Origin of the sequence: Pantoea anthophila (assembly GCF_006494375.1) — a bacterium.
GTDB lineage: Bacteria > Pseudomonadota > Gammaproteobacteria > Enterobacterales > Enterobacteriaceae > Pantoea > Pantoea anthophila.
Map to the genome: position 1 here is coordinate 95,176 of NZ_VHIZ01000056.1, position 14,303 is coordinate 109,478.

The 14,303-nt window shown below is 58.9% G+C and carries 13 protein-coding genes; 7 read left to right on the top strand and 6 right to left on the bottom strand.

Annotated elements, in window-relative coordinates:
- Positions 1-24: 24 nt before the first annotated feature.
- The gene (locus FJW00_RS17715; protein ID WP_046101710.1) at positions 25-1,098 is read right to left on the bottom strand and encodes a porin; all 1,074 of its coding nucleotides are present in this window, start codon (positions 1,096-1,098) and stop codon (positions 25-27) included.
- 909 nt (positions 1,099-2,007) lie between these two features.
- Here FJW00_RS17715 and FJW00_RS17720 point away from each other — a divergent pair.
- The 6 genes from FJW00_RS17720 (at position 2,008) to spy (ending at position 8,895) form a co-directional block, all read left to right on the top strand.
- Entirely contained in the window at positions 2,008-3,228 is a 1,221-nt protein-coding gene (locus FJW00_RS17720) for an aspartate aminotransferase family protein (protein ID WP_140925173.1), read from the top strand.
- Positions 3,225-4,256 carry an arginine N-succinyltransferase gene (gene astA / locus FJW00_RS17725; RefSeq protein ID WP_009090571.1) on the top strand — a complete coding sequence of 344 codons (1,032 nt, stop codon included), beginning with the start codon at positions 3,225-3,227 and terminating at the stop codon, positions 4,254-4,256. Before FJW00_RS17720 ends, astA begins: the two co-directional genes overlap by 4 nt.
- Positions 4,253-5,722 (top strand): succinylglutamate-semialdehyde dehydrogenase, encoded by a 1,470-nt coding sequence (astD, locus tag FJW00_RS17730; RefSeq protein ID WP_140925175.1) that lies wholly within the window; start codon positions 4,253-4,255, stop codon positions 5,720-5,722. Before astA ends, astD begins: the two co-directional genes overlap by 4 nt.
- Complete coding sequence (gene astB / locus FJW00_RS17735; protein WP_140925177.1) at positions 5,719-7,047, top strand: N-succinylarginine dihydrolase; 1,329 nt, start codon at positions 5,719-5,721, stop codon at positions 7,045-7,047. Before astD ends, astB begins: the two co-directional genes overlap by 4 nt.
- 50 nt (positions 7,048-7,097) lie before the next feature.
- The gene (gene astE, locus FJW00_RS17740; protein ID WP_009090568.1) at positions 7,098-8,093 is read left to right on the top strand and encodes a succinylglutamate desuccinylase; all 996 of its coding nucleotides are present in this window, start codon (positions 7,098-7,100) and stop codon (positions 8,091-8,093) included.
- A 307-nt stretch (positions 8,094-8,400) separates the two neighbouring features.
- On the top strand, positions 8,401-8,895 hold the full coding sequence (gene spy / locus FJW00_RS17745) for an ATP-independent periplasmic protein-refolding chaperone Spy (protein ID WP_009090567.1): 495 nt from the start codon (positions 8,401-8,403) through the stop codon (positions 8,893-8,895).
- A gap of 73 nt (positions 8,896-8,968) precedes the next feature.
- On the opposite strand, the gene cho is transcribed toward spy, so the two are convergent.
- The 4 genes from cho to FJW00_RS17765 form a co-directional block, all read right to left on the bottom strand.
- Positions 8,969-9,829: an excinuclease Cho gene (gene cho, locus FJW00_RS17750; protein WP_009090566.1), complete on the bottom strand. Its 861-nt coding sequence runs from the start codon at positions 9,827-9,829 to the stop codon at positions 8,969-8,971.
- Positions 9,830-9,896: 67 nt separating this feature from the next.
- Positions 9,897-10,781, bottom strand: coding sequence for an aromatic amino acid DMT transporter YddG (yddG, locus tag FJW00_RS17755; protein WP_009090564.1), 885 nt, complete (start codon positions 10,779-10,781; stop codon positions 9,897-9,899).
- Positions 10,782-10,841: 60 nt separating this feature from the next.
- The gene (gene nadE / locus FJW00_RS17760; RefSeq protein WP_140028465.1) at positions 10,842-11,666 is read right to left on the bottom strand and encodes an NAD(+) synthase; all 825 of its coding nucleotides are present in this window, start codon (positions 11,664-11,666) and stop codon (positions 10,842-10,844) included.
- 118 nt (positions 11,667-11,784) lie between these two features.
- A complete protein-coding gene (locus FJW00_RS17765; RefSeq protein ID WP_046101715.1) occupies positions 11,785-12,987 on the bottom strand; it encodes a multidrug effflux MFS transporter in 1,203 nt (400 codons plus the stop codon).
- A 296-nt stretch (positions 12,988-13,283) separates the two neighbouring features.
- Here FJW00_RS17765 and osmE point away from each other — a divergent pair, with 296 nt between their 5' ends.
- The gene (gene osmE / locus FJW00_RS17770; protein WP_009090559.1) at positions 13,284-13,619 is read left to right on the top strand and encodes an osmotically-inducible lipoprotein OsmE; all 336 of its coding nucleotides are present in this window, start codon (positions 13,284-13,286) and stop codon (positions 13,617-13,619) included.
- 104 nt (positions 13,620-13,723) lie between these two features.
- Here osmE and FJW00_RS17775 read toward each other — a convergent pair whose 3' ends face one another.
- Positions 13,724-14,134 carry a DUF6515 family protein gene (locus FJW00_RS17775; protein ID WP_140925179.1) on the bottom strand — a complete coding sequence of 137 codons (411 nt, stop codon included), beginning with the start codon at positions 14,132-14,134 and terminating at the stop codon, positions 13,724-13,726.
- Positions 14,135-14,303: the final 169 nt, after the last annotated feature.

Sequence of the window (14,303 nt, forward strand, 5' to 3'; positions counted from 1 at the left end):
AGCGTGTGCCGGGCCGCATGGGCATCAGAACTGATAGATCAGACCCACGGCCGTAATATCATCCGTGGCCAGATTAAGCGGGTTGTTGTCTTTCAACAGGTTGATGCGGTATTCGCCATAGACCGACATATTCTTGTTGAAGTAGTAGGTCGCACCCACCGCGGTGTATTTGACAATGTCGGCGTCGCCGATATTCTCAATCTCTTTACCTTTCGATGAGACGTAACCCACAGACGGACGGAAACCATTCAGGAACTGATACTGAGCAACGGCTTCAAAGTTCTGCGCCTTGTTTGCGAAACCGTTGGTGATCGGCGTGGCGTTCAGGGTTTCACCATACATCGCGGCCAGATAAACCTGGTTCGCATCATATTTCACTGAGGTCGCCCAGTGCTGCGCTTTTTCACCTTCACCGCGTGGGGCGGCGTTCTGCGCCGTTGTGCGATCCAGGCTGGCAAAGGCCCCGGCGAAGCTCAGGCCGAAATCGAAGTCATAAGAGGCAGAGAGGGCAAAGCCATCGCCGTTAGAACGACGTACGCCGTCGGTGTTAGCGCTGCGATCGTTTTTACCCTGATACTGCGCGGCAACGTTTAATCCCTGAACCAGGCCAAAGAAATCGCTGTTACGCCAGGTCAGCACGCCGGTTGAGCGGCCAGAGAGGAAGGCGTCGGTGTAGCCGGAATCGCCGCCAAAGAAGGGCAGCATATCGGTGTAACTCAGCGCGTCATACACCAGGCCGTAGTTACGTCCATAATCCAGCGCACCGGCTTCGCCAAACTTCAGGCCAGCGTAACCCAGACGGGTACGGTTGCCGCTCTGCGCATCGCTGCCTTCTGAGTTGTGCAGGCTGTACTGATACTGCCAGAAACCGTAGCCGGTCAGCTGATCGGTAATCTTTGTTTCGCCTTTAAAACCCAGGCGGGAATAAGAGGAGGTATCACCGTTGTTCTTATCGTCGTCAGAAAAGAGGTGCGACACGTTAATCTTGCCGACCAGATCCAGCTTATTTCCATCCTTGTTATAAATTTCTGCGGCCTGCACTGAAGAGAGGCCGAGCAGTAACGGCATGACAGCCGCCAGTAAAGTGCGCTTCATCATCTATTCATTACCCTGTATTCATTAATTATTATGCCCCGGCTGCGGGGTGAAAAGAAAATGACACAAAAAGTTAAAATCACAAAGCGCAATAAAAGTAACAAAATGTGATATGCATATTCAGTAAAGAAAAATGCGTGTCTGAAAGACGATTAAATTCTGGAGTAATAAGTATTTCTTCTGATGAATTTTACCGAATTTAATAAAAAAGTGATGATTATCAGTGGTTAATTTTTAGGTGTAGCTTTTCTGCCCCTGGCGGTTTGTACGTTTTTAAATCATCAATCCCGCTGGTTAAATTATGGATAAAGCATTAATGCAAATAAGCGGTAAGGGTTTTATTCTAACCATTAGCCTGCGTAGCAATATCTGTTCATCTTTATTTCAAAGGTTATTCCGCTGCCAATCATCACGCCGGGAATAATGCAGAAGAAATCGTTTTCATTTTATTTATCCGCTTAAAAAATAATCAGGCCAGACGTCGGTCTGCCCGCTTAAATGAAAAGATTCTGTTAAATCCTGGCATGTCGTCATCCTCTCTCAATGAATATTCTGCGCCTCATCCTGCACCGTCGCGAGGCAGGCTGCGCTAAAACAGGGCACTCTTCGGGCCTTTTGCGGAGTGATTGTTTATCAGCGATCACAAAAGCGATATTTCATCCCGCGATTGCATAATTCCGCTATTTAAAACCCGGCTCTGCCGCTGCAATCAGACAATTATTCACTATATATGCAAAAAAAATGAATAACAGCGGCGTGTAACTTATTGATATTGCGTCAGGGTGACGATTTTATGCAGTTAATTCTCTGGCTGGCACGTTAACTGCACTCTACAGTAGGGCTGCATTACAACATCCCTTAACAATTTTAAAACAATAGCTTTACCCGACCGGGAAAGCAGGAGAATGGGTTATGGCACTGCACGTTTCACGTCACGATTTCGATCAATGGATGATGCCGGTTTATGCACCCGCGACATTTGTCCCGGTTCGCGCGGAGGGCTCAACCGTCTGGGATCAGAATGGCAAAGACTACGTCGACTTCGCCGGTGGCATCGCCGTGAATGCGTTAGGGCATGCGCATCCGGCATTACAACAGGCGTTGCAGGAGCAGGCCGCCCGTTTATGGCACACCGGCAATGGCTACACCAATGAGCCGATCCTGCGACTGGCGAAGCAGTTAATTGATGCCACCTTTGCTGACCGGGTCTTTTTCTGTAACTCCGGTGCGGAGGCCAACGAAGCGGCGCTGAAGCTGGCGCGCAAAGTGGCCCACGATCGGGTCGGCCCGCAGAAAAGTGGCATTGTGGCATTTAAGAATGCGTTTCATGGCCGCACGCTCTTTACCGTTACCGCCGGGGGACAGCCCGCTTACTCTCAGGATTTTGCGCCTCTGCCACCTGCCATCCAGCACGCCCCGTTTAATGACCTGGCGGCCGCGGCGGAACTCATCAATGACCAGACCTGCGCAGTGATTGTGGAACCCATCCAGGGGGAGGGTGGCGTGCTGCCTGCCGATCCGGCGTTCCTGCGCGGACTGCGCGAACTTTGCGACAGGCATCAGGCCGTGCTGATTTTTGATGAAGTGCAGAGCGGCGTGGGCCGCACCGGTTCGCTTTATGCCTATATGCATTACGGCGTCACACCCGATGTCCTGACCAGCGCCAAAGCGCTCGGCGGTGGCTTCCCGATTGGGGCGATGCTGACGCGCAACGATCTGGCGAGCGTGATGGGTGTCGGCACACACGGCACCACCTATGGCGGTAATCCGCTGGCGGGCGCGGTGGCCGGTAAAGTGATGGAACTGGTCAATCAGCCGGACTTTATGACGGGAGTGACAGAGCGTCACCAGTGGATCGTCTCGGCTCTGGCGGAGATCAATCAGCGTCTGCAGCTGTTTAAAGAGGTGCGCGGGCTGGGCCTGCTGATAGGTGCGGTGCTGAGCGATGCATATGCCGGCAAAGCCAAAGCGATTAACCTGGCTGCCGCTGAGATGGGCGTCATGGTGCTGATTGCGGGCGCGAACGTGGTGCGTTTTGCCCCGGCCCTGAACATCAGCGAGCAGGAGGTGAAGCTGGGTATGGCACGCTTTGCCGAGGCCTGTGAAAGCCTGGTACGAGGGTCCGCATCATGATGGTAATCCGTCCGGTTGAACGCGATGATTTAAGCCAGCTGATGACGCTGGCAGGCAAAACCGGCGGCGGGCTGACCTCGCTGCCGGTCGATAGCGCCACGCTTCAGGCGCGAATCGATCGATCGCTGCAAACCTGGCAGGATACGCTGCCGCGCGCTGAGCAGGGCTACGTCTTTGTGCTGGCCGACAGTGAAGATAATCGCGCGGTGGGCATCTGCGCCATTGAAGTGGCGGTGGGCCTGCAGGACCCCTGGTATAACTTCCGCGTCGGCACCCAGGTGCACGCGTCGAAAGAGCTGAACGTCTACGCCGCGCTGCCGACCCTGTCGCTGAGTAACGACCACACCGGCAGCAGCGAGCTCTGCACCCTGTTTCTCGACCCTGAGTATCGTGACGGCAAAAATGGTTATCTGCTCTCCAAATCACGCTTCCTGTTTATGGCTAACTTCCGTGACCGTTTTATGGAGCGGGTAGTCGCGGAGATGCGGGGCGTCAGCGATGAGCAGGGCCACTCACCCTTCTGGGAGAGCGTCGGCAGCCGCTTCTTCTCAATGGACTTCAGCAAAGCGGACTTCCTCAGCGGCACCGGCCAGAAAGCTTTTATCGCCGAGCTGATGCCGAAACATCCGCTCTACATCGACTATCTGACCCCGGAGGCGCAGGCGGTCATCGGGCAGGTTCACCCGCAGACGGCACCTGCCCGGGCCGTACTGGAAGCGGAGGGCTTCCGCTACCTCAACTATATCGACATCTTTGATGGCGGCCCGACACTGGAGTGCGACATTGACCGCATCCGCGCCATCCGCAAAAGCCGGCTGCGCGGCGCAGAGCGGGGTGAAAATCCGGCGGATGCACCGCTCTGCCTGGTCGCCAATAACCATTACCGCCAGTTCCGTGTGGCGCTGATCCCGGCAGATGCCGACGGTGACAGCATAAAACTGACGGACGAACAGATGCGGGCGCTCCACTGCCAGCCGGGCGACAGCCTGCGCGTGGTGACGCTCTGCAAAGAGGAGAAAACAGCATGACGCACCTGATTAAGGGAGAGTGGCAGAGCGGTGAGGCAGAGCACCTGACGAAAGCGGACCCGGTGAGAGGGGAACCGCTCTGGCAGGGGCAGGCGGCTTCGGCAGAGCAGGTCGCCGCCGCCTGCGAGGCGGCGCGCGCCGCGTTTCCGGGCTGGGCAACCCGCCCGCTGGCGGAGCGCCAGGCGATCATCGAAAAATTTGCGGCCGGTCTGGACGCGCAAAAAGCGGAGCTGGCCGACACCATTGCGCGTGAAACCGGGAAACCGCGCTGGGAAGCACTGACCGAAGTGGCGGCGATGATCAATAAAATCGGCTTTTCAGTGAAGGCTTACCATAGCCGCACCGGTGAACAGCAGCAGGGCGAAAGTTCCCTGCGCCATCGTCCCCACGGCGTGCTGGCGGTGTTCGGCCCCTATAACTTCCCCGGTCATCTGCCAAACGGCCACATCGTGCCGGCGCTGCTGGCGGGAAACTGCGTGGTCTTCAAACCCAGTGAGCTGACGCCGCAGACCGCCGAAAAAACCGTGCAGATCTGGCTGGCGGCAGGCCTGCCTGCCGGTGTGCTGGCGCTGCTGCAGGGCGGACGTGAAACGGGCCAGGCGCTGGCCAGCTGCAGCCAGATCGACGGCCTGCTGTTTACCGGCAGCGCCCATACCGGCTATCAGCTGCATCGCCAGTTTGCCGGTCAGCCTGAAAAGATGCTGGCGCTGGAGATGGGCGGCAACAATGCCCTGATTGTCGAGGATCCAGCGGACCTGGATGCGGCGGTCAATATCACGCTGCAATCCGCCTTTATTACGGCGGGGCAGCGCTGTACCTGTGCCCGTCGCCTGCTGGTGAAGCGCGGAGCGGCGGGAGAGGCGTTTCTGCAGCGGCTGGTAGAGGTTGCAGGCCGGCTGCAGCCGGCGGCCTGGGATGCCGAACCGCCCCCTTTTATGGGCAGCGTGATTTCAACCGGCGCGGCAGAGAAGATCATGGCGGAGTGGCAGCGGCGGATGGAGGCGGGCGGCGAGGTGCTGCTGGCGATGCGCTGGCCGGATCGCCACAGCGCGATCCTGACCCCCGGCATCATTGATATCACCGGCGTGCAGGGCATTCCGGATGAGGAGGTTTTTGGCCCGCTGCTTAATGTGATCCGTTACGACACCTTTGACGAGGCGATAGCGCTGGCGAACCAGACCCGCTACGGCCTGTCGTGTGGCCTGATCTCCCCCCTGCGCGCGCAGTTTGATCAGCTGCTGCTGGAGGCGCGGGCCGGCATTGTCAACTGGAACAAACCGCTCACCGGTGCCGCCAGTACCGCGCCGTTTGGCGGCATTGGGGCCTCGGGTAACCATCGGGCCAGCGCCTGGTACGCGGCAGACTACTGCGCCTGGCCGATGGCCTCGCTGGAGACGCCGGATCTGACGCTGCCCGCCACGCTTTCACCAGGCCTGGATTTCTCACCCCCGGAGACGTTGCTATGAAGGCCACCGAAGCGAACTTTGACGGTCTGGTGGGGTTGACCCACCACTATGCCGGACTCTCATTTGGTAACGAAGCCTCAACCCGCAATCAGCTGCAGCCCTCGAACCCCCGTCTTGCGGCAAAGCAGGGGCTGCTGAAGATGAAGGCGCTGGCCGATATGGGGTTTGTGCAGGGGGTGATCCCCCCGCATGAGCGTCCTAATATCGCGGCGCTGCGCCAGCTTGGCTTCGGTGGCAGTGACGAGCAGGTACTGGCGTCGGCCGGGAAAACCGCGCCGGGCTTACTCTCTGCCGCCAGTTCCGCTTCGGCGATGTGGGTCGCCAATGCGGCCACCGTGTCGCCGTCAGCCGACAGCGGTGATGGCCGGGTTCACCTGACGGTGGCCAACCTGAACAATAAATTTCACCGCGCGATGGAAGCCCCGGAAACCGCCGGGCTGCTGCGCGCCATCTTCCGCGACAGAGACCATTTTGCGGTGCACGATGCGCTGCCTCAGGTGGCGATGTTCGGCGATGAAGGAGCCGCAAATCACAACCGCCTGGGGGGCGACTATGGCGAGCGGGGCGTACAGCTGTTTGTCTATGGCCGTGACAGCAGCCATGAGGGGAAAGCCCCGCAGCGCTATCCGGCGCGCCAGACGCGCGAGGCCAGTGAAGCGGTCGCCCGTCTGCATCAGCTCTCACCTGAACACCTGCTGTTTGCGCAGCAGAATCCGGCGGTTATCGACCAGGGGGTTTTTCATAACGATGTGATCGCGGTGAGTAACCAGCAGATGCTCTTCTGCCATCAGCAGGCGTTTGTCGATCAGCCTGCACTGCTGGCGCAGCTTCGGGCACGCGTGCCCGGATTTGTGGCGCTGGAAGTGCCGGACAATCGGGTGTCGGTAAAAGATGCGGTCGACACCTATCTGTTTAACAGTCAGCTGCTGAGCCGTCCCGACGGCACCATGATGCTGGTGCTGCCGGAAGAGTCGCGTCAGCATCCGGACGTCTGGCGTTACCTGTGCGAGCAGGTGGAAGGGGATGGGCCGCTGAAGGATCTGAAGGTGTTTGATCTGCGTGAAAGCATGTACAACGGCGGTGGGCCTGCCTGCCTGCGTTTGCGGGTAGTGCTGACGCCTCAGGAGCAGCAGGCCGTCAATCCCGCCGTGCTGATGAACGATCGGCTGTTCGCCGCCCTGAACAGCTGGGTTGACCGCCACTACCGCGATCGGCTGACCCAGGCCGACCTGGTGGATCCGCAGCTGCTGCGGGAGGGTCGTGACGCGCTGGATGAACTGACGAAGCTGCTAGACTTAGGAAATGTGTATGCATTTCAGCAGTGAAGGCGATGGCGGCACGGGCTGCCATCTGCCTGAGGCGTAAAGGAGGAACGATGCAGGACTTTTTGCAGCAGACGCTGTCCGGTGAGGCACCGCGAAAGCGCAGGGGTGAAACGGCACATCTTCGCTGGCAGTGGTTGTATCACGGCATCCTGCTGATGGAGCCGGTTGTGCCCGTTAAGCAGGCGCTGGTGCTCTCCGCCGGGATCCACGGCAATGAAACGGCCCCGGTGGAAATCATGAATCAGCTGGTCAATGCGCTGCTTCGCGGTGAAAAGCCGCTACAGCAGCGGATGCTGGTGATTCTGGGCAATCCCTCTGCGCTGCGTACCGGCAAACGCTATGTCCGTTATGATATTAACCGGCTGTTTGGCGGACGCTGGCAGCAGGTGGACGATGGCGATGAGGCGCGCCGCGTGCTGCGGCTGGAGCAGGCGCTGGAGAACTTCTGGCTGCTGGGCGAATGCGATGAGACGCGCTGGCATCTCGATATGCACACGGCGATTCGCGGCTCATACCATCCGCAGTTCGGCGTCATGCCGCAAAACGATCGTCCCTGGCCTCCCGCGTTTCTCGACTGGCTGGCGGCTGCCGGTCTGGAGGCGCTGGTCTTTCATCGCGCGCCGGGCGGAACCTTTACCCATTTCAGCTGTGAACATTTCGGTGCGGCCAGCTGCACCCTGGAGCTGGGGAAGGCGCTGCCGTTTGGCGAAAACGACCTGAGCCAGTTCAGTGCGGCACAGCAGGCGCTGGCGGCGCTGCTGTTTGGTGACCCCATGCCCGCCACCCGCGTGAAGCCGCGCCACTATCGGGTTGCGCAGCAGATCACCCGGCTGAGTGAGCACTTCAGGCTGCATATGACGCCGGAGACGCTGAACTTTACCGCCTTTCCTCAGGGCACGCTGCTGGCCGAGGATGGGGATACCCGCTACTACGTGCAGCAGGCACGGGAATATGTGCTTTTCCCGAATCCCGGCGTTGCTGCCGGACTGCGTGCCGGCCTGATGCTGATTGAAGAGGGCGAACAGACCCAGGCGCTGCCTCTCTGACGGGGGCAGCTGACGGGTTACAGCAATCCGCGCTAAAAATCGGCAGGAAAGCGGGAGATCCTCTTCCGCTTTCCTGCCGAAACCCTTACACTCCTCCACGATTTCTGCGAAATTCGCTGTAAATTCATAAAGTTTTTCAATTCCTCACGCCTTTCTTCTCATTCTCTTCATGATTGCCGGATTTTTGTCTTTTATGCTTTCACGGCTTTACTCAGGCTCTGAGTAGTTGACGTTCAGCGTCGTATTCTTGTTTCCGAAGACGCGACAGAGTGCTGTCGTCATTATCATGAATCATAAGGACACTATTATGCGCAAACTGACTTCCCTGTTACTGGCTTCTTCGCTGGCGTTTGGTGCAGCCAGCGCCGTCCATGCCGCCGCGGATTCCCTGACGCCTCCGCCAGCCGGCAGCGAAAAAGCGATGCATAAGCCGCCAATGCGCCACGGCATGGAGATGATGTTCCATGGTCTGAATCTGACCGACGCGCAGAAAACCCAGATGCGCGACATCATGAAAGAGAGCCACAAAGATATGCAGCGTCCGTCACAGGATGATCGCCGTGCGATGCACGACATCATCGCGGCTGACAGCTTCGATAAGAGCAAAGCCGAAGCGCAGGCAGAGAAGATGTCTGCTAACGGTAAAGAGCATGCGCTGAAGATGCTGGAAACCCAGAACAAGCTCTATAACGTGCTGACGCCGGCGCAGAAGAAACAGTACAACGCCAACTTTGAGCAGCGCCTGACCGAAAAAGGCCCGCGCGAAGGCAACATGGCGCCACCGGCACCACCGGCTGAATAATCTGAGCTAAGCGGTACTTCTGAGACCGCCGGTGCTGTCCACTGCAGGTAAGTGGACAGCACCGGCGGTTTTTTTATAGTGGCAGGATAGGGTAGTCACCCGAGAGGATAGGACGGCAGAGGATTTTGTAGCCGTCGTGATCGAATCCCCCTTTGGGCCGCTGCAGTTTTTTTGCCTCTTCCATGCTGCTGACCGACCCCAGATAGAACCAGTGGTCGATGACGTGGATCTGCGTCATCTGTTTGCCTTCTTCCACCAGCCCCACGGCACCCTGCCACGGCCAGCAGAAGACCCGCACGTTCTCCAGCGCTTCCAGCAGCCGATCCTGGTGATCGCTGACCGGCTCTTTACCGCAGCAGGCCCCGGCGCAGCGGCGCAGTGCCGAACGGAAGCAGCCCCGCTGCGGACTCAGGGCTTCCAGACCCAGCAAACCGTGACAGAGCTGATACTCATCGGCGAGTTGCTTGAGCCGTTCCAGCGCAGCAAACCGGCTGCGATAAAGCCCGAAGAGATTAGGTGACTGGCTGAAATCGAGATCCTTTGCGTAGACCACTTCGGGTTTGCCGTGGGTGATCTGCAATGAACAGAGCTGCCGGTTTTTGCGCAGGCGTTTATTAAACAGCGGCTGCTGGGTTTTGATCATCTGTGCTTCCAGCAGCAGCGCGCCGAGATCGCCCGCGGTGGGGATCCAGCTGACGCGTCGCGACTGACGCAGCATCTTCGCCTCGTCAGGGGTGCGAAAATGGGACATCACCCGCGAGCGCAGATTCACGCTTTTGCCGATATAGAGCGGCAGCGACTCACTCTCGCCGTGGAAGGTGTAGACGCCAGGGTGATTCGGCAGGCCTTCCAGCCACTCACGCAGGTGTTCGGGATATTGATATAGCGCATTCGCGTCGGGTTCGAGGCGATGCGAGGCAGCACGTCTGACCAAAGTGGACTCCATTTACTGGTTGTCCATACAGCATAACAAACCGGTGAAATGATCGCCAGCCGTCTGATCAGCGCGGCCGTGTCGCCAGCCAGCAGATGAGGGAGCCCAGGGTGATCATCGCCACGCCCTGCCAGAAGGCGAGCGGTGGCGTCAGGCCGAGCCACAGCGATCCCAGCAGGGCCGACAGCACTGGCGTAAAGTAGGAGGCCGTCGCCAGCAGCGTCAGGTTTCCCTGCTGAATGCCGTGATTCCAGGCGGAGTAGGCGATGGCGGTGGAGAGTCCGACAAACAGGACTTCCAGCAGCGGCAGCGGCGCGAAGGTCAGCGGCGTCGGGCTGACGGCAAATTTCAGCCACAGCGCCAGCGCGGTCAGGATAAAAAAGAGCGTGACGCCGTTGGCACCGCGCGCATAGCGACGGGTGACATTGTTATAAAGCGCCCAGGTCAGGGCGGCCAGAAAGGCAAGAGCATAGGCGACGGGATTGCGCAGCATGTTCTGCCACAGCAGCGCCGGCGCGCCACTGCCGCTGCCTTTCATCACCCAGACGATACCCAGCAGCGACAGCAGCAGGCCGGGCCACAGCCAGACGCGGAAACGCTGCTGATTAAACGGGATCGCCAGCACGATCGTCAGGCAGGGCCAGAGATAGTTGATCATCCCCAGCTCCAGCGACTGACGGCGATCGCTCGCCAGTCCGATAGCCAGCGCCAGCGCCATCTCATAGCCGACAAAGAGCGCGCCGCCGATCCAGAGATAGATCGCAGGCATCGCCCCTGGCCTGGGCAGACCCCGGGTCAGGCAGAGCAGACAGGCGGTGGTGGTGTAGATCAGCGCCGCGCCGCCGGTGGCACCAAAGGCCTCGCTGACACTGCGCAGCAGGCCGACAGTGGTGCTCCAGAGCAGAATGGCGATAAGCCCGATCAGGGTGGCGCGTGAAACGGTGGCAGGCATGCAGCGATCAACAGCGTGAGTGAAAGGAGCCTCCCTTGCCCGTGCAAAGGAGGCGCAGGATTACTTCCAGAAATCGTCGAAAACCGTGATCGGCGGACGACGTTTGTGCTCGGTTTTGAGATACCAGCCTTCAATAATTTTCGCGCTGTCAGGATGGATACTTTTTCCTTCCAGATAGTCATCAATCATCTCGTAGGTGACACCCAGCGCCACTTCATCCTGCAGGCCCGGACGGTCATCTTCCAGGTCGGCGGTCGGCTTCTTCAGATAGAGGTGCTCCGGACAGCCAAGATGTTTCAGCAGCTGCTTGCCCTGACGCTTGTTAAGGCGGAACAGCGGGTTAATGTCGGTGCCGCCGTCACCATATTTGGTGAAGAAGCCGGTCACCGCTTCCGCGGCGTGATCGGTACCGACAACCACGCCTTTGGTCATACCGGCGATGCTGTACTGCGCCTTCATGCGCTCACGCGCTTTTTCATTGCCGCGGATAAAATCGGACAGGGTAATCCCGGCCTCTTTCAGCGCGCGCTCGCTGGCCAGGACCGACTCTTTGATGTTAACCACCAGTGAGCGGTCAGGCTGAATAAAGGCCAGCGCGTCCTGGCAATCCTGCTCATCCGCCTGTACCCCATAGGGAAGACGCACGGCAATAAAGGTGTAGTCGTTATCGCCGGTCTCTTCACGCAGTTCCGTAATGGCCCGCTGCGACAGCGCGCCCGCCAGGGTAGAGTCCTGGCCGCCGCTGATCCCCAGCACCAGCGTTTTCAGTCCGCTGTGGCGTTTCAGGTAGGCTTTGAGAAAATCGACGCTGACCCGCACTTCCTGGTCGGCGTCGATAGTGGGCTTCACACCCAGGGCTTCAATAATTTCCTGCTGCAGTGACATGAACTTCTCCTCAGGTCAGTGGCCTGTCGGCTCGATGCGAACGTGTTATTAAAGCTAACGTGCCTTCACGAAAACAACAAGCCAAAGCGCTAACTGATTCGCGCTAACCATTGCGAAATCAGTGAGTTTTTAGCTGAGGCTCGGGTTTTTTCGCCAGCACGGTAAACATTAAAATAGCCAGCATAAAGCAGCCGAAGATCGTGCCGCACATGCTCAGCACCGAGGTACCGCCGATGCCGGTGATGGGCACGGTAATCGCCCCCAGCGTGAACATGGTGACACCAATCACCGCAGAGGCGCTGCCAGCGCGATGGCCCTGACTCTGCATCGCCAGTGAGGAGGCGGTCGTGGCAATCACCCCATTGCTGGCGATGGTAAAGAACAGCGCGACCAGCAGCAGCGCCAGCGGGGCCTGAAACAGGGCGCAGAGCAGCAACAGGCTGGAGGCGACAAAGGCCAGCGTCAGGCCGCCTTTCAGCACCCGATATTCGCCCCACAACGGGCAGAGGCGGGCGCTGGTCTGGGAGGCGATCACCAGACCGATGCCGTTGGCCGCAAAGCAGAAGCTGAACGCCTGCGGCGACAGACCGTAGAGCTGCTGCAGCACGAACGGAGAGGCGCCGATGTAGGCGAACATGCCCGACATCATAAAGCCCTGGGTCAGGCAGAAGCCCATGAAAGGACGATGGGTCACCACCTGGCCGAGCGCGGCGTAAGCGGAGAAGATCGATCCTTTGCTGCGGCGGGCTTCCGGCAGCGTCTCATGCAGCTTCCAGCGCGCCAGCAGTATCAGCAGAATGGCAATGCCGCCCAGCACCATAAAAATGCCGCGCCAGTCGACGATCGTCATCAGCACGCCGCCCAGCACCGGTGCGCCGATAGGGGCCAGGCCATTGACCAGCATCAGCAGGGCAAAGAAGCGCGTCAGTTCATGACCACTGTACATATCGCGCGCTATCGCCCGTGACAGCACTGCGCCACCGGCCCCGGCTAAGCCTTCGAACAGGCGCGCCACCAGCAGCTGGTGGATATCCTGCGCCAGTGCGCAGCCCAGCGAGGCGATAAACAACAGCACCAGTGACAGGGTCAGCGGACGCAGACGGCCGAACTTGTCACTCATCGGGCCAAACAGCAGCTGGCCAACTCCCAGCCCCAGCAGGCCGGCGGTCAGACTCAGCTGAGCCGTGGCGGTTTCGGTGTTGAGGTCCCGCGCCATCTGAGGCAGAGCGGGCAGATAGAGATCGATACAGAGCGGGCCCAGTGCGGCCAGCAGGCCCAGCGTGATGGCATAAACCAGGCGGTTGGAGTGTGCAGGAGTCATTATTCCTCGGGGTCGTCAGCGATGGGGTGAAGAGAAAGCGGGCCAGCCTGCGCCAGAGAGCGTCCGGCAGTGCGGCGGGCACCCTGATCGGCATCCGCGCAGGACAGCGTCACGGAAACGGCGCAAAATCAGAGGGTTCGGATGACGGGGAGTATACGTCTCTGTTGACAGCAAAACAGCCTTCTTTACGGAATCCTGACATTCCGTCTGCCACAAAAAGGCCGCCATAAACTTGATAAACCTGCATTTATGTTCCAGGCTTGATGCCACATGGACAATAAATGAGGAACAACAAGATGAAGAAGGTGATGGGATGTATCGCTGCGGCGCTGACACTGGCGGCACTGTCTGGTTGTACGACTTACGATCGTGCGGAAAGCTACGTGACTAAGCCAGTCGTTAAGGATGTTAAAAAGGGGATGACCCGCGATCAGGTCCGTCAGATCGCCGGTTCGCCTTCAACTGAAATTACCATGGTCCACGCGCGCGGCACCTGCCAGACGTATGTTCTGGGTCAGCGCGACGGTAAAGCACAGACTTACTTCGTGAGCTATAACGACACCGGCCGTGTCATGAACTACGGCTTCCAGAGCTGCGCGGAGTATGACACCGATCCGCAGGTTCAGCAGTAATCGCTGCTTCTGAATGGTAAACGGCCCGTCTTTATGACGGGCCGTTTTTCGTTGGGGCACTGTTTCATGCCCTCCGGCGCGAAGAGTGGGAGGCAAGCCTGCCGTTACAATCCTGCCGGGCGCGGCACCTCGACATAATCGCCGTCAATCTGCCGCTGGTAGTAGTGGCCATCCTGCACATAAAAACGCCTGCCGTTGAAATCCAGCACATGCATCTCACCGCTGATCCGCGTCTCTGGCGGTGGCGCCACCACGACATACTCCTCACCGTGACGCTGATAATAGTTACCGTTGAGCAGGTAGTAGGTCAGCCCGCCAATCAATACGGCGGTGGCGGCCTCGGGCAGAAAGCGCAACGGACCTGGCCCTCCCCAGCGCGGACCGGGGCCACCGTGCCGGCCCCATCCGTCATGCGGTCCCCATCCTCCTGGCGGGCCCCAGCCGCCGGGATGCGCAGAAGCCAGGGCGGGCGCTAAGAGTGTCAGCGTCAGAAGTGAGGCGATCATTTTTTTCATCGGGCATTCTCCACAGACGAGTGGAGGCAGAATTCGCTTTTTACAGAAGAAAGACAAGCGCTAAAGCGGCGGATTTTCGCCTGTTTACCACGCTTAACGCTTTCTTAACGGCGTCGCCATGAACAGGGAAGATTATGGAGAGCGGGAAGGGATTAACCTGGCGCGGATG